General features: G+C 63.4%; 20 protein-coding genes. 14 read left to right on the forward strand and 6 right to left on the reverse strand.

The annotated features are described in order from the left end of the window. Positions 1-241: porin (locus FJW10_RS23275; RefSeq protein ID WP_181177636.1), on the forward strand; the 241-nt coding region annotated here is incomplete at its 5' end. A 349-nt stretch (positions 242-590) separates the two neighbouring features. On the opposite strand, the gene FJW10_RS23280 is transcribed toward FJW10_RS23275, so the two are convergent. Both FJW10_RS23280 and FJW10_RS23285 read right to left on the reverse strand, forming a co-directional pair. Beyond that, a complete protein-coding gene (locus FJW10_RS23280; protein ID WP_140901798.1) occupies positions 591-2,270 on the reverse strand; it encodes a sulfotransferase in 1,680 nt (559 codons plus the stop codon). Positions 2,271-2,335: 65 nt separating this feature from the next. Next, the gene (locus FJW10_RS23285; RefSeq protein WP_140901799.1) at positions 2,336-4,018 is read right to left on the reverse strand and encodes a sulfotransferase; all 1,683 of its coding nucleotides are present in this window, start codon (positions 4,016-4,018) and stop codon (positions 2,336-2,338) included. 134 nt (positions 4,019-4,152) lie between these two features. Here FJW10_RS23285 and FJW10_RS23290 point away from each other — a divergent pair, with 134 nt between their 5' ends. From FJW10_RS23290 to FJW10_RS23325, 8 genes are all read left to right on the forward strand, one after another. Further along, positions 4,153-5,265 carry a pyridoxal phosphate-dependent aminotransferase gene (locus FJW10_RS23290; protein ID WP_140901800.1) on the forward strand — a complete coding sequence of 371 codons (1,113 nt, stop codon included), beginning with the start codon at positions 4,153-4,155 and terminating at the stop codon, positions 5,263-5,265. 68 nt (positions 5,266-5,333) lie between these two features. After that, complete coding sequence (locus tag FJW10_RS23295; RefSeq protein ID WP_140901801.1) at positions 5,334-5,615, forward strand: acylphosphatase; 282 nt, start codon at positions 5,334-5,336, stop codon at positions 5,613-5,615. A 96-nt stretch (positions 5,616-5,711) separates the two neighbouring features. Then, complete coding sequence (locus FJW10_RS23300; RefSeq protein ID WP_140901802.1) at positions 5,712-6,359, forward strand: TetR/AcrR family transcriptional regulator; 648 nt, start codon at positions 5,712-5,714, stop codon at positions 6,357-6,359. A gap of 48 nt (positions 6,360-6,407) precedes the next feature. Further along, the gene (locus FJW10_RS23305; protein ID WP_140901803.1) at positions 6,408-7,571 is read left to right on the forward strand and encodes an isovaleryl-CoA dehydrogenase; all 1,164 of its coding nucleotides are present in this window, start codon (positions 6,408-6,410) and stop codon (positions 7,569-7,571) included. A 2-nt stretch (positions 7,572-7,573) separates the two neighbouring features. Beyond that, positions 7,574-9,181 carry a carboxyl transferase domain-containing protein gene (locus FJW10_RS23310; RefSeq protein ID WP_140901804.1) on the forward strand — a complete coding sequence of 536 codons (1,608 nt, stop codon included), beginning with the start codon at positions 7,574-7,576 and terminating at the stop codon, positions 9,179-9,181. Positions 9,182-9,183: 2 nt separating this feature from the next. Further along, a complete protein-coding gene (locus FJW10_RS23315; protein ID WP_140901805.1) occupies positions 9,184-9,714 on the forward strand; it encodes an O-acetyl-ADP-ribose deacetylase in 531 nt (176 codons plus the stop codon). Positions 9,715-9,833: 119 nt separating this feature from the next. After that, the gene (locus FJW10_RS23320) at positions 9,834-10,211 is read left to right on the forward strand and encodes a hypothetical protein (RefSeq protein WP_140901806.1); all 378 of its coding nucleotides are present in this window, start codon (positions 9,834-9,836) and stop codon (positions 10,209-10,211) included. 49 nt (positions 10,212-10,260) lie between these two features. Continuing rightward, on the forward strand, positions 10,261-12,225 hold the full coding sequence (locus FJW10_RS23325) for an acetyl/propionyl/methylcrotonyl-CoA carboxylase subunit alpha (protein ID WP_140901807.1): 1,965 nt from the start codon (positions 10,261-10,263) through the stop codon (positions 12,223-12,225). A 123-nt stretch (positions 12,226-12,348) separates the two neighbouring features. Here the strand turns inward: FJW10_RS23325 and FJW10_RS23330 are convergent, their stop codons facing one another. Together FJW10_RS23330 and FJW10_RS23335 are read right to left on the reverse strand one after the other, a co-directional pair. Continuing rightward, on the reverse strand, positions 12,349-13,470 hold the full coding sequence (locus tag FJW10_RS23330) for an ABC transporter substrate-binding protein (protein WP_140901808.1): 1,122 nt from the start codon (positions 13,468-13,470) through the stop codon (positions 12,349-12,351). Between the two features lie 368 nt (positions 13,471-13,838). Continuing rightward, entirely contained in the window at positions 13,839-14,105 is a 267-nt protein-coding gene (locus tag FJW10_RS23335; protein ID WP_140901809.1) for a sel1 repeat family protein, read from the reverse strand. A 428-nt stretch (positions 14,106-14,533) separates the two neighbouring features. On the opposite strand from FJW10_RS23335, the gene FJW10_RS23340 reads away from it, so the two are divergent. The 5 genes from FJW10_RS23340 to FJW10_RS23355 all read left to right on the forward strand — a co-directional run bounded on the left by FJW10_RS23340 (position 14,534) and on the right by FJW10_RS23355 (position 18,175). Then, on the forward strand, positions 14,534-14,875 hold the full coding sequence (locus tag FJW10_RS23340; protein ID WP_140831065.1) for a DUF2147 domain-containing protein: 342 nt from the start codon (positions 14,534-14,536) through the stop codon (positions 14,873-14,875). Positions 14,876-15,073: 198 nt separating this feature from the next. After that, the gene (locus FJW10_RS30995; RefSeq protein ID WP_281405140.1) at positions 15,074-15,208 is read left to right on the forward strand and encodes a hypothetical protein; all 135 of its coding nucleotides are present in this window, start codon (positions 15,074-15,076) and stop codon (positions 15,206-15,208) included. Between the two features lie 49 nt (positions 15,209-15,257). Then, positions 15,258-15,452: a hypothetical protein gene (locus tag FJW10_RS23345; protein WP_140901810.1), complete on the forward strand. Its 195-nt coding sequence runs from the start codon at positions 15,258-15,260 to the stop codon at positions 15,450-15,452. A 126-nt stretch (positions 15,453-15,578) separates the two neighbouring features. Continuing rightward, positions 15,579-17,036 carry an AMP nucleosidase gene (locus tag FJW10_RS23350; protein ID WP_246674354.1) on the forward strand — a complete coding sequence of 486 codons (1,458 nt, stop codon included), beginning with the start codon at positions 15,579-15,581 and terminating at the stop codon, positions 17,034-17,036. 128 nt (positions 17,037-17,164) lie between these two features. Further along, on the forward strand, positions 17,165-18,175 hold the full coding sequence (locus FJW10_RS23355) for an endonuclease/exonuclease/phosphatase family protein (RefSeq protein ID WP_181177637.1): 1,011 nt from the start codon (positions 17,165-17,167) through the stop codon (positions 18,173-18,175). 30 nt (positions 18,176-18,205) lie between these two features. On the opposite strand, the gene FJW10_RS23360 is transcribed toward FJW10_RS23355, so the two are convergent. Then, the gene (locus FJW10_RS23360) at positions 18,206-18,802 is read right to left on the reverse strand and encodes a DUF922 domain-containing protein (RefSeq protein WP_140901813.1); all 597 of its coding nucleotides are present in this window, start codon (positions 18,800-18,802) and stop codon (positions 18,206-18,208) included. Between the two features lie 150 nt (positions 18,803-18,952). Continuing rightward, complete coding sequence (locus FJW10_RS23365; protein WP_140901814.1) at positions 18,953-20,632, reverse strand: electron transfer flavoprotein-ubiquinone oxidoreductase; 1,680 nt, start codon at positions 20,630-20,632, stop codon at positions 18,953-18,955. Positions 20,633-20,844: the final 212 nt, after the last annotated feature.

Here is a 20,844-nt window from a genome sequence, read left to right on the forward strand (position 1 = left end):
CGGCGGCACCTACAAGTTCAGCGACAAGGCCTCGTTCAACCTCCAGGTGTCGGGCGATCAGTGGAAGGATTACGGCATCGCGGCCAACATTGCCTACACCGTCGTTCCCGGCCTGACGATCACGCCCGAAGTTGACTACCAGCACGTTGGTTCGGATGCTTTCGACCACGGCAACGTTTGGGCCGGCTCAGAGAAGAAGAACTCCGTCGGCGCTATCGTCCGCTTCCAGCGCGATTTCTAAGACCAGGTTCTGGGGAGACAGGAGAACCCGGCGGGCAACCGCCGGGTTTTTCTTTTCCGTTTGATGGATGTCGAGATCCCAAAACCGCTGCGCAGTTAGGATGATGCGTCAGCAGTATATCCGGGGCGACGTTAGAGCGTTTCACCATTTCACGGAAACGGCGCGCCGCTCTATTTCCTTGTTTTTACGCAATTCCGGACGGAAGGCTGCGGCGAGACCGCCGAGCCCAACCGCTCACGCTTTTCCTGGAATTACTCTAGGCGTTCGACCTGATTGCGGCGCAGCGCGGTGGAAAGCTTTCAAATCCCGGTGAAACGGCGCCCGGAGCAGCCGCACCCCGTGACCGAAGTCAAACGTCGGCGAGGTCGCCCAAAGCTTCAATCAAAGGCTGGACCTCGCTTTCGTAATTCTTCCAGCGCTTCACGGACGATTTGTATATCGGCTGACGAACCTGCCAGCGGCTGGGCGTGGTGACCGCCCCTTCCCTATCGAAGAAGCGCAGGCATGCGTCATCCCAAGGCAGGCCGAGATGATCGATGAGCCGGCGCGACTGCGCCTCTTGATCCTCTACAAGCGTCTCATAGCGATTTTCAAAGATACGGCCTGGGAAAACCTCGTTCCAATGACGCATCAAGCGGTCATATTCCCGATAGTACAGGCCGAGTGCCCGCAGGTCTGCATTGTAGCTGTGCGCCGAGCTGAAGGGCAGGACATAGCATGACACGCAATTGTCGATGGCATCGCGGCGGCAGTGAATGATGCGCGCATTGGGGAACAGAACGGCGATAAGACCGATCAGCTCAAAATTGTGTGGCTCCTTGTCGACGACGCGGAGCGCCGCAGGCGCCCGCTCCCTGAGGTAGGATAGATGCTCTTCGGCCAGCGTCCTGGTCAGTTCCGGCGTAAGGGAATTGACGGGCTTGCCCAAATCTTCAGCCGACGATTTGAGGCCGATTGCGTTTGCCACCCGCCTTAGTTTTGCAAGTTCTCCCGCGCCGTGAACCCCGGGATGACTGGCCAGGATCTGTTCCGTCAATGTCGTTCCGGAACGAGGCATGCCAACCACGAACACAGGTAGATCGGAAGGATCGCCAAGGCCGGACGCGGCAGCAAACAGGCCGGGCGTGAAGATTTCAATCGTCGAGTCTACGAAACGACGATACTGATCGATGTCGAACCTGTAGCCGGCGGCCTGCTTGGCCTTGTTGAAATGGTCGAATGCTTCCGCGTAGCGCTTGAGATCGTTCTGCACTTTCCCGGCGGCGTAGTGAAGGCTCTGCGCCGCCTCCGCGTTAAGCCCCGGACTGTCGAGTTCGCGAACGATCGATTGAAGTTCCGGAGGCTCTTCGGTAAACTTCCGGCTCTGCACGAGCTCGTAGTAAGCAGCCGCTGCGTCGACACGGCATTCGATCGCCTCTTTGAGATAGGCGCCGGCCTCGTCCATACGCCCAAGACCGGAGAGCGCAGCAGCCATTCCGGTCCGTGCCTTGGGGTGATCACGGTTGATCTTCAGCGCCTTCTCATAGAGCGCCAATGCCAGGTCGGGTTTGTCGAACTGGGTATAAACACGCCCCAAGGCGCATAGGGCCTCCACAAGATCGGGCTGTATTTCCAAGGCATGCTGGATGTATTTGATGGCGGCCGAGAATTCACTCAGCTTCGCATAAGTCTCGCCGAAGCTGAGATGGTAGTATGGGTTTCCGGGCTCCTCTGCGACCGCACGCGCGAAATAGCGCAGAGCCGCCTCGTCGTCATAGCCCAGACAAATCGTGCCCATGATGTACAGGGCCAACGGATGGTTTGGCGTCCGCGCCAACACTTCAAGGCATAAGTCCTGTGCTTCACCGAGCCGTTTGGCTTGCTGATGCTCAAAGGCTTTCTTCAACAGCGCGTCATCGGCTTGTGCGCGTGCGAACGAATTTGTCTTCGGCGGAGCTGGCCGTGGCGGACTTGCCTGATGCCATCTGGGTTTCGGCGTGGCGCCGGACTTGAGGTGTTTGGACCAGGCGGGCGGCAGACGATTGTTCATCGCATCTGCTAGCAATAAGTACCGATGGAATCCAGTCAAAGCTCGGTGAGCAGCGTGCCTCTCGTTCAAATGTCGGCGAGGTCGCCAAGCGCCTCTATCAGCGGCCGAATTTCATTTTCATAGTTCTTCCAGCGCTTGACCGACGTCTTGTAGATCGGCTGCCGGACCTGCCAGCGGCTCGGCGTGGAGACTGCCGCTTCCCTGTCGAAAAAGCGCAGACACGCGTCGTCCCAGGGCAACCCGATGTAATCGATGAGACGGCGCGATTGTGCCTCCTGGTCGTCAACGAGCGTTTCGTAGCGATTTTCGAAGATGCGGCCCGGAAGAACCTCATTCCAATGGCGCATCAAGCGGTCGTATTCGCGATAGTAGAGGCCGAGGCTTCTCAAGTCGTCGCTGTAGCTGTGATGACCGTTGAAAGGCAGAACGAAGCAGGAGACACAATTGTCAATGGCATCGCGGCGGCAGTGAATGATACGCGCCTTGGGGAAGAGCAGGCTGATAAGGCCAATCAGCTCAAAATTGTGCGGCATCTTGTCGACGATACGCAGCGCCGTGGCTGATCGTTCCGCGAGATAGGACAGATGCTCCCCGGCGAGCGTTTTCGACAGTTCCGGCGTGATCGAATCGACAAGCCCGTTCAACTTTCCGGCCAATGAGGGCTTGAGGCCGATGGCGTTCGCAACCCGTCCCAATTTGGCAAGCTCCCCCGCGCCATAGACATCGGGATGACTGGCCAGGATCTGTTCCGTCAGCGTCGTCCCCGAGCGCGGCATGCCAACCACGAAAACCGGCACTTCGGAGGGATTGCCGAAGCCGTGCTCGGCGGCGGCAAACAACCCCGGCGTGAAGACCTCGATCAGCGCGTCAACCCATCGACGGTACTGATCGATATCGAATGGCTGAGAGGCCTGTTTCCCCTTCCGGAAATGATCGAACGCTTCATCATAGCGTTTGAGGTCATTCAGCACCTTGCCGGCGGCATGGTGGAGCAGCAGGGCCCCGTCTGACCCGAGTTTCGAATTGCCAAGTTCGCGAAGAATGGCGCGGAGTTCCGGAGGCTCGTCAGTGAATTTTTGTGTTTGGACAAGATTGTAATAGGCGCCCGGCAGGTCGATGCGCCGCTCTATTGACTGATTCAGACAGGCGGCGGCATCGTCCATGCGGCCCACGCTGCTCAGGGCATTGGCTAGCCCCACTCTGATCTCGGGATGATCGGGGTCGATTTTCAGCGCTCTCTCGTAAAGCGGCAAAGCCAGATCGGGCTTATCGGATTCAACGTAGGTGTGCCCCAAGGCGCAGAGAGCCACGACAAGATCGGGCTGCAGTTCCAGGGCGCGTTGCATATGCTCGATTGCTTGCGAATGTTCGCCGACCTTTGCGTAGGCCTCGCCCAGTCTCAGGTGATAGTAGGCGTTGCGCGGTTCCTCCGCGATGGCGAGGGCGAAATATTGCAACGCCATCTCGTCGTCATAGCCGAGGCATACGGTTCCCATGATGTAGAGGGCGCGCGGGTGTTTCGGCGTGCGCGCCAGAACCTGCAGGCACAGATCCTGAGCCTGCTTCGGGCGCTTGGCCTGCTGATGGTCATGGGCCTGCTTCAGCAGCAGGTCGTCGGACTGCGCGCGCGCGTCCGGTTTCGATGGATTCGCCTGGGGCGATCCGGACCTGAGCGCCGGAGCGGATGGCTTGGGTACCGGACCGGACTTGATATGCTTGGCCCAGGCGGGCGGCAGACGGTTGTTCATGGCGCTTCGCTAGCAAAAGAAGCCGCCGGAATCCAGCCCGCGCGAGACTGCGCCTTGCCCGCGGGGCCCCACGCCAGCTTGCACCGGTCGGGGGATCACGCTAGCAAGAACGCCCTTCCACGCGAGCTTTTGCCATGCGCCAGCGCCCATCCCTCACGCCGATCATCGGCGCGCTTCCCACCACGGTTCCGTTCGTGGGCCCGGAGGCGCAGGAGCGCGAGCGCGGCCGGCCGTTCCGCGCCCGCATCGGCGCCAATGAAAGCAGTTTCGGGCCGTCGCCGCGCGTCATCGCCCGGATGGAGAGCGTCGCCCGCGATCAGTGGATGTATTGCGACCCCGACAATTACGAGCTGAAGGTGGCGGCCGCCGCGCATCACAAGGTGGCTGTCGAAAACGTGGTCGTGGGCGAAGGCATCGACGGCCTGCTTGGCTTGGTGGCGCGCATGTATGTCGGGCCCGGCGAAGCCGTGGTCACTTCGCTCGGCGCCTACCCCACCTTCAATTTCCATATCGCCGGCGTCGGCGGCCGCCTGCTGACGGTGCCCTATGCCAACGACAAGGAAGACCTGGACGGGCTTCTCGCCAAGGTCGCGAGCGAAAAGGCACCACTGGTCTATCTCTCCAACCCCGACAATCCGATGGGAAGCTGGTGGGAGGCGCCCGATGTCGTCCGCTTCATCGAAGCGCTGCCGGAAACCACCATGCTGGTGCTCGACGAGGCCTATGGCGAGCTGGGACCCGCCTCGGCGCTGCCTGCGATCGACGTTGCGCGGCCGAACGTCATCCGCATGCGCACCTTCTCCAAGGCTTACGGCCTGGCCGGCATACGCTGCGGCTACGCCGTCGCGGAGGCGGAGGTGATCCGCGACTTCGAGAAGATCCGCAACCATTACGGCGTCAGCCGCATGGCGCAGATCGCCGGCCTCGAGGCGCTTGCCGACCAGGACTACCTGCGCTCGGTGGCGGCGCGCGTGGCCGCGGGCCGCGAGCGCATTTCAACCATCGCCAGGCAGAACGACCTCAAGCCGCTGCCGTCGGCGACCAATTTCGTCACCATCGACTGCGGCCGCGACGGCGCCTTCGCGCTGAAAGTGATGCAGAACCTTTTGTCGCGCGACGTGTTCATCCGCAAGCCGATGGTGCCGGTGCTCGACCGCTGCATCAGGGTCAGCGTCGGCCTCGACCACGAGCTCGACATCTTCGCCGAGGAACTGCCCGGCGTCCTGGCGGCGGCGCGGGGGAACTAGCCCGAGCCCCTGTTGCCTTTGCCTTTTGCTGTGCCAGATTCCGCCAAGTGCAACGCGGAGCACAGGCAATGCAAGGCAAACACAGAACCGTTCGGGCGCGCATTTCCGGTAAGGTTCAAGGTGTGAGCTACCGTGTCTGGACGCGCGGCGAAGCCATGCGCCTCGGACTGACGGGTTGGGTGCGCAACGAGCGCGACGGCTCGGTCGCCGCGCTGATTGCCGGCGCCGATGCCGCTGTCATGGCGATGATCGAACGCCTGTGGCAAGGGCCGCGGGGCGCGCTCGTCTCGAAGGTCGAGATCGAGGAAGCGTCCGACGCCGCGCCCGTGGATTTCAGGATCGTCGTCTAGTTTCACTTCGCCTCCGCAAACCAGGGCGGGCAACGGGCCCATAAGGTATCTTGAATTAATTGAACGTTCGTTTTATTAATGTTGCTGGAGGCGAACATGGCGCGCACCACAGGTTCCGACGGGGAAAAAACCGAAGCGGCCGTCCGTGAGGCGGCGGTCAGCCTGATCGCGCGCCTCGGCTACGAGGCGATGTCGATGCGGCAGCTGGCGGCGGGGGTCGGCGTGCAGGCGGCCGCGCTCTATCGTTACTTCCCGACCAAGGAGGACCTTCTGTTCACGTTGATGCGTGAGCATATGGAAGGCCTGCTCAAGGCTTGGGAAGCGGCGCGGCCGGCGAGCGCTGATCCAGTCACCCGCCTTGCCGCCTATGTCGAGAACCACATCGCCTTCCACATAGAGCGGCGTCACGCCACCCATGTCTCCAACATGGAGTTGCGCAGCCTGTCGCACGAAAGGCTGACGCAGATCCTCAAGATGCGCACGGCCTATGAGAAGGAGCTGAGCACGATCCTGCGCGACGGCGCCGAGGCTGACGTCTTTCAGATCGACGATACCGGGCTCACCGCCATGGCGCTGATCCAGATGATGACCGGCGTCATCGTCTGGTTCCGGCCCGGCGAGCGGCTGTCGATCGCTGAAGTCACGGCATCATATCTTTCGATGACAATGCGCCTGGTCGGCGCGACAATCAGCCATGGCACCGCGCGTCCTTCCGGGCGCGCCAGGGACGCCGTGGCACTCTGATACAGGCATGATCTCCGCGAATACCGGGCATGCGCAGGGAGGAACGGCATGTACACGAATACGCTGAACTTCGGACTTGATCCCGACATCGAGGCGCTGCGCGATACCGTGCGGCGCTTCGCCCAGGACAGGATCGCGCCGATCGCGGCCGAGATCGACCGCTCCAACGAGTTCCCCGCGCATCTGTGGGTCGAGCTCGGCTCGCTCGGCCTGCTCGGCATCACCGCCGATCCCGATTTCGGCGGAACCGGCATGAATTATCTCGCGCATGTCGTGGCGATGGAGGAGATTTCGCGCGCATCGGCCTCGGTCGGCCTCTCCTACGGCGCGCACTCGAACCTCTGCGTCAACCAGATCAACCGCTGGGCCACTCCGGCGCAAAAGGAGAAGTATCTGCCTGCCCTTTGCTCGGGCAAGACGGTCGGCGCGCTGGCGATGTCGGAATCAGGCGCCGGCTCGGACGTGGTGTCGCTCAGGCTGCGCGCCGAAAAGCGCAACGACCGCTATGTGCTCAACGGCTCGAAAATGTGGATCACCAATGGCCCCGACGCCGGAACGATGGTGGTCTATGCCAAGACCGATCCGGACCGCCATGCGCGCGGCATCACGGCCTTCATCGTCGAAAAGACGATGGCCGGCTTTTCAGTCGCGCAGAAGCTGGACAAGCTCGGCATGCGCGGCTCCAACACCGGCGAGCTGGTGTTCGAGAATGTAGAGGTGCCGTTCGAGAATGTGCTGCATGAGGAAGGGCGCGGTGTCGAGGTGCTGATGTCGGGGCTCGACTATGAGCGCGCGGTGCTCTCCGGCGGGCCGATCGGGCTGATGGCGGCCTGCCTCGACGTCGCCGTGCCTTACGTGCATGAGCGCAAGCAGTTCGGCCAGCCGATCGGTACGTTCCAGCTGGTGCAGGGCAAGCTCGCCGACATGTACTCGACGATGAACGCCGCGCGGGCTTATGTCTACGCGGTGGCCGCCGCCTGCGACCGCGGCGAGACTACGCGCAAGGACGCCGCAGGCTGCGTGCTCTTCGCCGCCGAAAAGGCCACGCAGATGGCGCTCGACGCCATCCAGTTGCTCGGCGGCAATGGCTACATCAACGATTATCCGGCCGGGCGGCTGCTGCGCGACGCCAAGCTCTACGAGATCGGCGCCGGCACCAGCGAGATCCGCCGCTGGCTGATCGGGCGCGAGATCATGGCGGAGGGGGTGTGACAGTGACGACGCTTCAAACCCAAATCTCCCCGTCCTCCGACACCTTCCGCGCCAATGCCGAGCGCATGCGCGCGCTGGTGGCCGACATCGCCGAGAAGGCGGCAAGCGTCGAGCGCGGCGGCTCCGACGAGGCGCGTGAGCGCCACCAGGGCCGCGGCAAGCTCTTGCCGCGCGAGCGGCTGGCGCAGTTGCTCGACACCGGCTCGCCCTTCCTCGAGGTCGGCCAGTTCGCGGCATGGTCGATGTATGGCGAGGACATTCCGTCCGCCGGCATCATCACCGGCGTCGGCCGCGTCGAAGGCCAGGAAGTGATGGTCGTCGTCAACGACGCCACGGTGAAGGGGGGCACCTATTATCCGCTGACGGTGAAGAAGCATCTCAGGGCGCAGGAGATCGCGCTGCAGAACAATTTGCCTTGCGTCTATCTGGTCGACAGCGGCGGCGCCAATCTGCCGAACCAGGACGAGGTCTTCCCCGACCGCGAGCATTTCGGCCGCATCTTCTATAACCAGGCCAACATGTCGGCGGCCGGCATCCCGCAGATCGCCTGCGTGATGGGTTCCTGCACGGCCGGCGGGGCCTATGTGCCGGCGATGTCGGACGAGACGATCATGGTGCGCAACCAGGCGACCATTTTTCTTGGCGGCCCGCCACTGGTGAAGGCCGCCACCGGAGAGGATGTCAGCGCCGAGGAGCTTGGCGGCGCCGATGTCCACACCAGGCTTTCCGGCGTCGCCGATCACTACGCCATGGACGATGAACACGCCTTGGCCATTTGCCGGCGCATCATCCGGAACCTGAATCGCAACAAGGCCGTAAGCCTGAATTTGCAGAAGCCGATTCAACCGCTTTACGATCCGCGGCAACTCTACGGCGTCGTGCCGACGGATCTGCGTCAGCCCTATGACGTGCGCGAGGTGATCGCGCGTCTCGTCGACGGTTCGGAGTTCGACGAGTTCAAGCAAAACTACGGCACGACTTTGGTCACCGGCTTCGCGCATCTGCACGGGATGCCGGTCGGCATCATCGGCAACAACGGCGTGCTGTTTTCCGAAAGCGCGCTGAAGGGCGCACATTTCATCGAGCTCTGCTGCCAGCGCGCCATTCCACTGGTCTTCCTGCAGAACATCACAGGCTTCATGGTCGGGCGAAAATACGAGGCCGGCGGCATCGCCAAGGACGGCGCCAAGCTGGTCATGGCGGTCGCCACCGCGAAGGTGCCGAAGCTCACCGTGATCATCGGCGGTTCCTTCGGCGCCGGCAATTACGGCATGTGCGGCCGCGCCTATTCACCCCGCTTCCTGTGGATGTGGCCGAACGCGCGCATCTCGGTGATGGGCGGTGAGCAGGCGGCGACGGTGCTCGCCATGGTCAAGCGCGAGGGCATCGAGCGCAAGGGCGGTGAATGGAGCGCCGACGAGGAAGCGAAGTTCAGAAAGCCTATCCTAATGAAATACGAGCATGAGGGCCACCCGCTCTACTCCTCGGCGCGGCTCTGGGACGACGGCATCATCGATCCGGCCAGGACCCGTGAAGTGCTGGCACTCAGCCTCTCTGCGGCGCTCAATGCCGGCATCGAGGAGACGAAATTCGGCGTGTTCAGGATGTGACGATGGGCGCTCTCGGCGACAGGATCCGCGTGCACACCGGCGACATCACCAGGCTCGCGGTCGATGCCATCGTCAACGCGGCCAATTCATCGCTGCTGGGCGGCGGCGGCGTCGACGGCGCCATCCATCGCGCGGCAGGGCCGGAGCTGGTCGCCGAATGCCGTATGCTGCATGGCTGCAAGACCGGTGATGCGAAGCTGACCAAGGCTTACCGGCTGCCGGCGCGCTATGTCATCCACACGGTGGGGCCGGTCTGGCAAGGCGGCGGCAAGGGCGAAGCCGAACTGCTCGCCTCCTGCTATCGGCGCTCGCTCGAAATCGCGCGTGGCCATGATTGCCGGACGGTGGCTTTTCCGGCGATCTCGACCGGCATCTACGGCTTTCCCAAGGACGAAGCGACCAGTATCGCCGTAGGCACGACAGCCGACTTCTTGCGACAAAACACGGTGCCGGAGGTCCTTACTTTCTGCTGCTTCGACGACCAGATGGCGGAACTTTACCGGCGGGCCGCTGCTGACGCTGAGAAAGACTGAACTTATGGACCAAGCGATTCCACAGTACAGGCAAGTGCGAATTTCCAAACGCCCGCTGGCGCGGGCGAAAAATATTCGTTATTCCTCATCTTGCACTGGGCAAATGGGGTTGGGTGGAAATGATCTCGAAATATTGCCGCAAGCCGATCGTCTCGATGCTTGCCGTAGTTCTAATATTCGCAGCACCCGCCGCCGCGGTGGCAGAATCGCTGGCTGGCAAGATGGGGGACAAGCGGTTTGCTCCAAATTTGTCGCTGGATCCAAAGGAAGCCTGCTACAAAGCTTATCTCGCTTACAAAGCGGCGAGCGGGCATTCGGCCTACGCGACGACCTTCTATTCGCGGGTGGTCGATCTTTACATAATTTGTGGGGCAAAACTCAACGCGCCGACTCAGAAGGCGGCGGAAGAGATCGCTTTGCGCAACTGCCAGTACGGCCTGAAAAAGTGGAAGGTCAGAACCGCGAGCGGCGGCTGCGCGATCGCAGTTTCGAAGTAAATCGGCGCCTTCTGGACTGGCGCCACCCGCAGAAAAACGGGAGGGCTCCATGTTCGGCAAGATCCTGATCGCCAATCGCGGCGAGATCGCCTGCCGCGTCACCCGCACCGCCCGCAAACTCGGCGTGCGCACCGTTGCCGTCTATTCCGATGCGGACGCCAAGGCCCTGCATGTCGAGATGGCCGACGAGGCGGTGCATATCGGCCCCTCGCCCGTCGGCGAGAGCTATCTGCGCGGCGACAGGATCGTGGCGGCGGCACTCGCCACCGGTGCCGAGGCCATCCACCCCGGCTACGGCTTCCTGTCGGAAAACCCCGACTTCGTCGACGAGGTGACGGCGGCGGGCCTCGTCTTCATCGGCCCCTCCGCCGCCTCGATCCGCGCCATGGGATTGAAGGACGCCGCCAAGCGGCTGATGGAGACCGCCGGCGTGCCGGTGGTGCCCGGCTATCACGGCGAGGCGCAGGAGATCGTGCTGCTTGCGTCCAAGGCGCGCGAGATCGGCTATCCGGTTCTGATCAAGGCGCGGGCCGGCGGCGGCGGCAAGGGCATGCGACGCGTCGACCACCCCGACGATTTCTCGGAAGCGCTGTCCGGCGCGCGGCGCGAAGCGAAAGCGGCGTTCGGCGACGATCGCGTGCTGGTGGAAAAATATGTCGACAAGCCGCGCCATATCGAAGTGCAGGTATTTGGCGACAATTTCGGCAATGTCGTGCATCTCTATGAACGCGACTGCTCGGCGCAGCGCCGCCACCAGAAGGTGATCGAGGAGGCGCCCGCCCCCGGCATGACGCCGGTGCTGCGCAAGGCGATGACGGAGGCGGCCGTGAAGGCCGCCAAGGCGATCAATTATTCGGGCGCCGGCACGATCGAGTTCATCGTCGACGCCTCTCAGGGGCTCAAAGCCGACCGCTTCTGGTTCATGGAGATGAACACGCGGTTGCAGGTCGAGCACCCCGTCACCGAGATGGTCACCGGCGTCGATCTGGTCGAATGGCAGCTTCGCGTCGCATCCGGCGAAAAACTGCCGAAAACGCAGGGCGAGATCGCGCTTGCCGGCCACGCTTTCGAGGCACGCCTCTATGCCGAGGATGCGGCGAAGGGTTTCCTGCCGGCGACCGGCACGCTGCATCATCTCAAATTCCCCGACGCCGCGGCGGAAGGCGCAGCGATGCGCATCGAGACCGGCGTGCGTGCCGGCGATGCGATCTCGCCCTTCTATGACCCGATGATCGCCAAGCTGGTTGTTTACGGCAAGGACCGAGCCACGGCGCTCGGCGCGCTGCGCGATGCCCTCGCCCGGACCGAAGTCGCCGGCTCGACCGTCAACACCGCCTTCCTGGCGGCGCTCGCGGCCGACGCCGATTTCGCGGCCGGCGACGTCGATACCGGGCTGATCGGGCGGCATCAGGAGGCGCTCACCACCATTCCCGGGCCGGGCGACGAGACGATCGCCGCGGCGGCGCTGGCCGCGATGGATGCCGGCACGCCGGGTCCCGCCGCCGATCCCTGGTCCACGCTTTCCGGCTATGCGCATTTCCACACGCTGTCGCGCCGCATTCGCCTGCGCCATGGCGAGGAGAACATCCTGGCCAGGGTTTCGGCACGGCCTGACGGCCGCTTCCAGGTGGCGCTGGAGGCACCGCATGATGCGGTGAACACGCACGATTTGCGGACCATGCCGCATGCCGCCCGCTGGCCCGGCCACGTTACCGTCTTCGAGGGCGCGGTCGGCTATACGTTCACGGTTCCCGATCCGCTTGCCAAGGCCGACGAGGCGGGAGCCGCCGCAGGCAGCCTGCGCGCGCCGATGCCAGGCCTGGTCAAGCTGGTGCGCGCCGCGGCGGGCGATGCCGTGATCAAGGGCCAGCCGCTGTTGATCCTCGAAGCCATGAAGATGGAGCATATGATCGCCGCCCCGCATGACGGCGTGATCGCCGAGATCGCGGCCGAGGGCGCACAGGTCAGCGACGGCACGGTGCTGGTCCGGTTCGCGGAGGACGGCCAGGGCTGAAGTGCTGAATGATTGAATAGCTATGTCGGCGGGACAGCGCCGGCCTCGCCTGTACGTCAATGCCACGGCACAAACGAAAATGGCCGGGACAAGCCCGGCCATTTCCTCGATTGCAGAACCGAATTACGGCTGGATCGGCGCGTATTTGCCGTCGTGCCACTGGTTGATGTCGTAGCTGGCGTTCTTCAGGTCGCCCTTCTCGTCGAAGACAACGTCGCCGACGACGGTGCTGATCGGCTTGCCGTCCTTGAGCGCCTCCGCGACCTTGGCCGGATCGTCGGTGCCGGCGCGCTTGACGCCTTCAGCCACGGCTTGGATCACCGCATAGGAGAACAGCGTGAAGCCTTCCGGCGTGAAGCCGCCGGCCTTGATCTTGGCGACGGCGTCCTTGGCTTCGGGCTTCGACTGCGGGTCCGACGGGAAGACAAACATGGTGCCTTCACCGGCCGGGCCGGCGACCTGCCAGAATTCCGGCGAGGCGATCGAGTCCGGCATGATCAGCTGGAACTTGACGTTCTGCTCGGCCGCCTGACGCAGGATCAGGCCCGCCTCCGGGTGATAGCCGCCGAAATAGACGACATCGGCCTTGAGTTCCTTCAGCTTGGTGACGAGGGCCGAATAGTCCTTCTCGCCGGCATTGATGCCTTCATAGTCGACTTCCTTGAGGCCGCCGGCATTCATCGTCGCCTTCACCGCATCGGCGACACCCTGGCCGTAGGCGCTCTTGTCGTGCAGGACGACAACATTCTTGCCGGCGTATTTCTTGGCGATCCAAGGGCCGATGAAGGCGCCCTGCGCGTCGTCACGCGTGTAGAGGCGCATGATGGTCGGCCAGCCGGCCTTGGCCGCGGCATCGGTCAGCACCGGGTTGGACGAGGCGGGGCTCATCATCAGCGCGCCGGCTTCGGCATAGACGGCCGAGGCCGGAATGCTTGAGCCCGAGCAGGCATGGCCGTCGACGAACTTGACGCCGTTGGCGACGATGCGGTTGGCGACCGAGACCGCCTGCTTCGGATCGCACTGGTCGTCCTCGATGTCGAGCTTGATCTGGGAGCCGTTGACGCCGCCAGCGGCATTGATCGCGTCGGCGGCAGCCTGCGCGCCCTGCTTGAACTGGTCACCGATGGTGGCGAGCTGGCCGGTCATCGGGCCGACCACCGAAATGGTGATGTCGTCGGCGAAGGCAACCGGGGCGCTCATCATCAGGCCAAATGCGGCCGCGCTCAAAATACCCAATTTTTTCATGACTATAAGAACTCCTCCACTTGCGCGCGCCGCTCCGGCCGCGCTTCTTCCACAGAGCCGGGACAATTTCACCCTTCGCCGAAACTGTCGAGAGCACAATGCGGAAGGTTTTGGTTCATTTAGGCGAGGATTTCTTGGGCCACGCGCCTGATTACCAGGCGTAATGCAAAAAGCCGCGCCGGCCTTGTCCCGGCCGGTCGCGGCTTTTTGCAATCGAGCTTCCCCGGCGCCCCGCGCCTGAACCCCGCTCGCTTCCCTGTTTTGCGTGGCTTCGGTTGTTTCAACCTGCCGCGTTCTCGTTCTTCTTGACCGGCCGTCTTTTCGCGGCCTTGTCCCAATCAGCTTCCGAGCGCTGCGCGCGCTGAGGATCAGTGCATCGTCATCCATTCGCGCGCTTCGCGCAGCGCCGTGGCGATCTCGACTTTCGACATGGTGGTCGACAGCTCCGAGCGCAATTCGGCGGCGCGGGCCGAGCCCTTGATCGCGGCGATGTTGAACCATTTGTGGGCGGCAACGACGTCGGTCTCGCAATCGCGGCCGGTCGCATACATCATGCCCAGTTCGAAAAGAATGTCGGCCTGGGCAGTTGCCCCCATGGCGCCGAAGCCGTCTTCAAGCATTTCAAAACGTGCCATTTCAATCCCCTGTCTGGCTCCCGAGAGCCGCCTCCTTTTCCCTTGGGGCGGGGCGCTCTTTCGATGCTTTCGAGGATGACGGCTGGCCTTGAATCTGTCGTTAAATGGCTTGCTTAATTTGAGGAAAACAAAGCTAAAACAAGAGGTAAACGCGAAAAACTGTTAAGCATGGGAATCCAGCGTTTCAGCCATTTTGCATCAAATTCGATGAAAATTGCCGCGAGCGGAATCAAGACTTCGCTAACCACGGAAACCGAAGCGTTTTTCGAGTTTCGTTTATTCCGGGCAATGCAGGGGCGCGAAAATCCTTGCAACCTTCCGTGGCGGCACTGCTTTTGTTTTGGCGGGAGCTGGATTAGCTTTACCTTTGCGTAAGGGGCAGGAAGGCGGACCGGAGCCCGCCGCAACCCCATAGGGAGGAGGACAAGATGTTTCGAAAGATGAGCCTGGCCCTGGCGGCCACAGTGATCATGGCGAGCGCCGCGTGGGCCGACCCGATCGAAGGCAGTTGGAAGACGCAGTCCGGCGAGACGGCGACGATCGGCGGCGGCGGCTCGTTCTCCATCACCCTCAAGACCGGCAAATATGCGGGCAAGACGATCGGCTCGATGAAGGCGACCGGCGACAACAAATATGCCGGCAACATCACCGACCCGGCGAACGACAAGACCTATTCCGGCAAGGCGACGCTCACGGGCACGACGCTCAAGATGAGCGGCTGCGTACTTGGCGGCCTGATCTGCAAGAGCCAGACCTGGCATAAGCTCTGATCGCCAGATTCCAGATCATCCGAAACGGGGCCGAACGGCCCCGTTTTCCTTTGGAGCGGCGGCGCTCCGCCGGACCGGCGCTGCGCCACCGGCACCTGTTCAAGACCTCGTCAATCAATTTGAACCGCAGATGAATACCGGTCTCAGAACCGGTTCAGAGGCATTCCGGCATTCTCTCCCGCATTGAAGGAGAGAGAAATGCTTGCCCGCCGCTTCGCAATCGTCTGCCTGCTGATGAGCCTGTTTGGCATGTTCTTCGCCATTCTCGTTGCGGAGGCCGGTCATTCAGCCCGCCCGTGGGAACGGCCGGTGCCTACGTTGTCGGCCTCGTGAACCAATTCAAGCGCTGAAACGACCAAGCTGGAACGGGGACACCACTAAAATGAACCGCATCGCCGCCATCGCAACCAATGCCCTTCGGCTGCTGCCGCGGGCGACGCTCATCCTGATGTTGCTTGCCGCCCCCGTGTTGGCGGTGCCGATGATGCGCGCCGACACGGGCAACAGGATCGAGGCGCCGCCGCGCAAGAACACCAGCGTCGGCTTCGTGCTGCTGATCAGCCTGCAGCGCGGATAAGGCAGCCGAAGAAAAACGACGCGCCGGACCGCTTGAGGCCTGGCTCCCCCTCCCAAGCGCTCTCCTGAGTCTCTATATTGAGCCATGGAAAAGCGAATCTACCCCCAAGCTATCGAATCGGTCGTCATGCCGGAGCCATTCGGCAAGCAGAGCTTCCACGACGCCAGAAAGGCCGTTGCGGCGCTGCAGGCGCTCTACGACCGCAACACAAAATTCCTGCGCGATTCCTTCGCCGCGCTTGCCGCTGGCGGGGACGAGAGCAAGCGCTACCGGGCCTTTTACCCGCAGATCGGCGTCACTACGACCTCGTTCAGTCAGGTCGACTCGCGCCAGGCCTATGGCCATATGCCGACGCCCGGGCATTTCGCCACCACGATCACCCAGCCGCAACTGTTCGAGAACTATCTCATCGAGCAGTTGAGGCTCATCATGCGCAATCACGGCGTGACGGTGACGGTGGCGGAATCGACGACGCCCATCCCGCTGCATTTCGCCTTCCTCGAAGGCACCTATGTCGACGGGGCGGCCGCCGAGCGCATCAAGCGGCCGATCCGCGACCTGTTCGACGTGCCGGATCTCGACGGCACCGACGACCAGATCGCCAACGGCACGTTTGAGGTGGCGTTTGGCGAGCCGCGGCCGCTGGCGCCGTTCACCGCGCAGCGCATCGATTACTCGCTGCACCGCATGACGCATTACACGGCGACCAGCCCGCAGCATTTCCAGAATTTCGTGCTGTTCACCAATTACCAGTTCTACATCGACGAATTCGTGGCGCGGGCCCGCGAGCTGATGGCCAGTGGCGACAGCGGCTATGTCGAGTTCATCGAACCCGGCAATGTCGTGACCCGGAACGGGGCAACGGCATCGGAAGGCACGTCGCCGCAGCGCCTGCCGCAGATGCCGGCCTACCATCTGAAGAAGCCCGGCCATGGCGGCATCACCATGGTCAATATCGGCGTCGGCCCGTCCAACGCCAAAACGATAACCGACCATATCGCGGTGCTGAGGCCGCATGCGTGGGTCATGCTCGGCCATTGCGCGGGCCTGCGCAACACGCAGGCGCTCGGCGACTATGTGCTGGCGCATGCCTATGTGCGGGAGGACCATGTGCTGGACGACGACCTGCCGGTCTGGGTGCCGATCCCGCCACTGGCCGAAATCCAGGTGGCGCTGCAGGAAGCGGTCGCCGAGGTGACTGGTTTGTCGGGCTACGACCTCAAGCGCATCATGCGAACCGGAACCGTCGCCACCATCGACAACCGCAATTGGGAACTGCGCGACCAGCGCGGACCGGTGCAGCGCCTGTCGCAGTCGCGCGCCATCGCGCTCGACATGGAATCGGCCACCATCGCCGCCAACGGCTTCCGTTTCCGCGTGCCCTACGGGACGCTGCTGTGCGTCTCCGACAAGCCGCTGCATGGCGAACTGAAGCTGCCCGGCATGGCGACCGAATTCTACAAGCGGCAGGTGGCGCAGCATCTCACCATCGGCATAAGGGCGATGGAGAAGCTGGCCGAGATGCCGATGGAGCGGTTGCATTCGCGCAAGCTGAGAAGCTTTTCCGAGACGGCATTCCAGTAGACGCGTGCCGGCCGGCCACCGGCGAGGCAATCGGTCGTCTTGCTTGAGCCGCAATTTGGCCGATAAGCGATCCGGGTGGAAGGCTGGGACAGTCGGAGCAAATGACAACGGGCGGCGCACGCTTGAGCATGATGGCTCAACTGACATTCCTGGCGATGATGGCATGCTCGGCCGCGTTGCTGGCCGGATTCTTCGGCACGCTGCATCCGGCGTTCGATTCCTTCTCGCATTTCCGCATGCATCTGAGCGTGCTGACGGCCTTGCTCGCGCTGGCGCTGCTTGCCGGCCCCTACCGGCTGCAGGCGGTCGCCGCGCTGGTCTTCGCCATCGCCTGCTTCGCCACGACGACAAGCGCGCTGCCGAGATTGTCGACGCCGCAGGCGTTCGCAAAGCCGGCCGACAGGATGGTCTATAGCCTGCTGCAGATGAACTTGCGCTTCAACAATCCGACGCCGAAGAAGGTGCTGTCGCTGATCGGCCGGACCAATCCGGACGTCATCACGCTCGACGAAGTGTCTGGGATGTGGGCCACGGAGCTCGGCTATATTGCCAGCGCCTATCCCTATCGGATCCTTTGCGACTATCCCAACGGCATATTCGGCGTCGCGCTGCTTTCGCGCCGCCCCTTCGCCGTCGGCACCGCGCCGCGTTGCGAGCCGCGCGGCGCGATGGCGACCGCCACGATCGATTTCGGCGGCATTCCGGTCAACGTCGCCGCGATCCATCTCAGCTGGCCGTGGCCGAAGGAGCAATACTGGCAGATCGGCGAACTGGCGGAACCGCTGGCCAGGCTCGGCGAGACCGCCATCATGGCCGGCGACTGCAACGCCGTGCCGTGGAGCGCGGCGGTGCGGCGGGTGGCGCGGCTCGGCGGCATGACGCTGATGCCGTCGGCCGGCCCGACCTGGATCCACCGCACGTTGCCCGACGTCCTGCGCCGCTATGCGGGCCTGCCGATCGACCAGGTGTTCAGCAAGGGCGGGGTGACGATCCTGTCGTCGGCCCGGCTGGAGGATACCGGCTCCGACCATCTGCCTGTGCTGGTCGAATTCACGCTGCGGTCCGACAGCAACGCGCCCGAGGACGAGCACAAGTCGGCGCTGGCGGCGAACGAGGCGCCGGACGAGCCGCGCAGCTGACGCCCTCCTGATACGCGAACGGACTTAAGTTCAGTTCTTCCCCACCAACGCATTGACCAGTTTTTCGACATGGCCGCCGTCGCGGTGCTCGCGCGCGTCGAAGGCGTTCTGCCTGGCCTCGTAGTCGGCATAGATCGTGTCGATGCGACGCCTGGCGTCCCGGCGAAGACTGGTGCAGAACCAGTTGTCCTGCCGCTTCAGCCCGGCAAGCGCCGTGTCGGTCGCCCGCATCATCTGCTTGGCTATGCGGCCATGGGTGTGCTCGTGCTGGCGCACGCCAGCCATGAAACGCTCCCAGCGCCTGCCCAGGGCCGGACCAGCCTGCGACATGCGGCGCGGAAACGTGTAGGTGATGTCGATCGTGCCGTTGGCCTGCCGCAGCCGGCAGATGCCGTTGTCGCGCGTCACATCGAGCTTCCAATGCACAGCGTAGCCAGTCTCGGCGATGGCGCGCGTGGCATGGCCGTGCCTCGGCCCCAGGCCGTCCATCGCCTCGATCAGTTCCGCGCCGGTCTTGCCGGCGACGTCGTAGGTGCGCACATGCACGGTCAGCCTGGTGCCGGCGGAGGCGGCCCCGCACAAAAGCACACCGGCAGCAGCTAATATCGCCAGACTGGTCCGCCGCATGTCCGCCTCCTTGTTCGGGCGAAGCAGACCACACTCGGCGCGCGGCTTCAACGGCCTTGGCCGATAAGGCGCGGATCACACATGCCCCGGTAGACCGTGCCTTCGCCGGCTTTCTCTTTGGCGGCGGTCGAGACGGCCCGGTCGGGGCGATCACATCCCCTGATAAACCGGGCCCTCGCCGCCTTGTGGCGGCACCCAGTTGATGTTCTGGTTCGGATCCTTGATGTCGCAGGTCTTGCAGTGCACGCAGTTCTGCGCGTTGATGACGAAGCGCACGTCCTTTGCCGCCGGATCGGCGGCGGCGTTGCCGTCCTTGTCCACCCATTCATAGACGCCGGCCGGGCAGTAGCGGGTCGAGGGACCGGCGAAGACATCGTGCTCGGAACGCTGCTGCAGCGCCATGTCGCCGACGATCAGATGGGTCGGTTCGTTCTCCTCGTGGTTGGTGTTGGAAAGGAACACCGAGGAGAGCCGGTCGAAGGTCAGCACGCCATCCGGCTTCGGATAGGCGATCTTCTGATGCTTGGAGGCCGGCTCGAGCGTCGCATAGTCGGCCTTGCCATGCTTCATGGTTCCGAAGGGCGAGAAGCCGAACAGCGTGTTCAGCCACATGTCGAGCCCGCCGATGCCGACGCCGACAATGGTGCCGAAGCGCGACCAGAGCGGCTTGACGTTGCGGACCTTCTTCAGGTCCTTGCCGATATCGGTACCGCGCCAGGCTTCCTCATAGGAAGCGAGCTCGTCATTGGCTCGGCCGCCGGCAATCGCCTCGGCCACATGCTCGGCCGCCAGCATGCCCGAGAGCACCGCATTGTGCGAACCCTTGATGCGCGGCACATTGACGAAGCCGGCCGCGCAGCCCATCAGCACGCCGCCGGGGAAGGAAAGCTTCGGCACGGACTGCCAGCCGCCCTCGGTTATGGCGCGCGCGCCATAACCGATGCGCTTGGCGCCTTCGAAGGTGCCGGCGATCGCCGGATGCGTCTTGAAGCGCTGGAACTCCTCGAAGGGCGAGAGATAGGGGTTCTTGTAGTTGAGGTGGACGACGAAGCCGACCGCCACCTGGTTGTCCTCGAGGTGGTAGAGGAAAGAGCCGCCGCCGGTCTTCATGTCGAGCGGCCAGCCGAAGGAGTGCTGAACCAGGCCCGGCTTGTGGTTCTCGGGCTTGACCTGCCAGAGCTCCTTGAGGCCGATGCCGAACTTGCCCGGCTCGCGGCCGTCGGCAAGCCGGTATTTGGCGATAAGCTGCTTGGCGAGAGAGCCGCGCGCGCCTTCGCCGATCAGCACATATTTGCCCATCAGCGCCATGCCCGGCGCGTAAGCCGGGCCGTGCGTGCCGTCCTTCTCGATGCCCATGTCGCCGGTGATGACGCCGGTGACGGCGCCGGCGTCGTTGTAGACAAGGCTTGCCGCGGCGAAGCCCGGATAGATCTCGACGCCCAGCGCCTCGGCCTTGGTCGCCAGCCAGCGACAGACATTGCCAAGCGAGACGATGTAATTGCCGTGGTTGTTCATCAGCGGCGGCATCAGGAAGTTGGGCAGGCGGAACGAGCCGGCGGGGCCAAGCACCAGGAAATGGTCCGCGGTCACAGGCGTCTTGAACGGATGATCGCCCTCCTCGCGCCAGCCGGGCAGCAACCGGTCGATGCCGATCGGATCGACGACCGCACCCGACAGGATATGGGCGCCGACCTCGCCGCCCTTCTCAAGGACGACGACGGAAAGGTCCGGGTTGAGCTGCTTCAGACGGATCGCGGCGGCAAGGCCGGCGGGACCCGCGCCGACGATCACCACGTCGAATTCCATGCTCTCGCGTTCGATTTCGCTCATCGACCCCTCACTGGCTCGCCATGTTTTCGCATTGTGCTGGCTCACGCGCTGCATAGCGCATCAATTCGCGACGCGAAACCGGCGCCGACGTGACAACGCCGATTTCGACAAAAAGTCGCGGTTTTCCCTACGAAACGGTCGCCGCGCAGGCCATGGCCAAGCATAGGCCAGCGCCAAATGGATGGAAGGCCAGGCCGCGTCCGCATGTTTTT

The sequence above is a fragment of the Mesorhizobium sp. B4-1-1 genome, from assembly GCF_006439375.1.
Classification (GTDB): domain Bacteria; phylum Pseudomonadota; class Alphaproteobacteria; order Rhizobiales; family Rhizobiaceae; genus Mesorhizobium.

Bases quoted from the DNA above. Each gene is read 5' to 3' on its own strand.
- FJW10_RS23360 (WP_140901813.1), bottom strand. From the start codon at position 18,802: ATGCGGCGGACCAGTCTGGCGATATTAGCTGCTGCCGGTGTGCTTTTG.
- FJW10_RS23315 (WP_140901805.1), top strand. From the start codon at position 9,184: ATGGGCGCTCTCGGCGACAGGATCCGCGTGCACACCGGCGACATCACC.
- FJW10_RS23280 (WP_140901798.1), bottom strand. From the start codon at position 2,270: ATGAACAATCGTCTGCCGCCCGCCTGGTCCAAACACCTCAAGTCCGGC.
- FJW10_RS23305 (WP_140901803.1), top strand. From the start codon at position 6,408: ATGTACACGAATACGCTGAACTTCGGACTTGATCCCGACATCGAGGCG.
- FJW10_RS23295 (WP_140901801.1), top strand. From the start codon at position 5,334: ATGCAAGGCAAACACAGAACCGTTCGGGCGCGCATTTCCGGTAAGGTT.
- FJW10_RS23340 (WP_140831065.1), top strand. From the start codon at position 14,534: ATGTTTCGAAAGATGAGCCTGGCCCTGGCGGCCACAGTGATCATGGCG.
- FJW10_RS23350 (WP_246674354.1), top strand. From the start codon at position 15,579: ATGCCGGAGCCATTCGGCAAGCAGAGCTTCCACGACGCCAGAAAGGCC.
- FJW10_RS23365 (WP_140901814.1), bottom strand. From the start codon at position 20,632: ATGAGCGAAATCGAACGCGAGAGCATGGAATTCGACGTGGTGATCGTC.
- FJW10_RS30995 (WP_281405140.1), top strand. From the start codon at position 15,074: ATGCTTGCCCGCCGCTTCGCAATCGTCTGCCTGCTGATGAGCCTGTTT.
- FJW10_RS23285 (WP_140901799.1), bottom strand. From the start codon at position 4,018: ATGAACAACCGTCTGCCGCCCGCCTGGGCCAAGCATATCAAGTCCGGT.
- FJW10_RS23345 (WP_140901810.1), top strand. From the start codon at position 15,258: ATGAACCGCATCGCCGCCATCGCAACCAATGCCCTTCGGCTGCTGCCG.
- FJW10_RS23320 (WP_140901806.1), top strand. From the start codon at position 9,834: ATGATCTCGAAATATTGCCGCAAGCCGATCGTCTCGATGCTTGCCGTA.
- FJW10_RS23330 (WP_140901808.1), bottom strand. From the start codon at position 13,470: ATGAAAAAATTGGGTATTTTGAGCGCGGCCGCATTTGGCCTGATGATG.
- FJW10_RS23290 (WP_140901800.1), top strand. From the start codon at position 4,153: ATGCGCCAGCGCCCATCCCTCACGCCGATCATCGGCGCGCTTCCCACC.
- FJW10_RS23335 (WP_140901809.1), bottom strand. From the start codon at position 14,105: ATGGCACGTTTTGAAATGCTTGAAGACGGCTTCGGCGCCATGGGGGCA.
- FJW10_RS23325 (WP_140901807.1), top strand. From the start codon at position 10,261: ATGTTCGGCAAGATCCTGATCGCCAATCGCGGCGAGATCGCCTGCCGC.
- FJW10_RS23300 (WP_140901802.1), top strand. From the start codon at position 5,712: ATGGCGCGCACCACAGGTTCCGACGGGGAAAAAACCGAAGCGGCCGTC.
- FJW10_RS23355 (WP_181177637.1), top strand. From the start codon at position 17,165: ATGATGGCTCAACTGACATTCCTGGCGATGATGGCATGCTCGGCCGCG.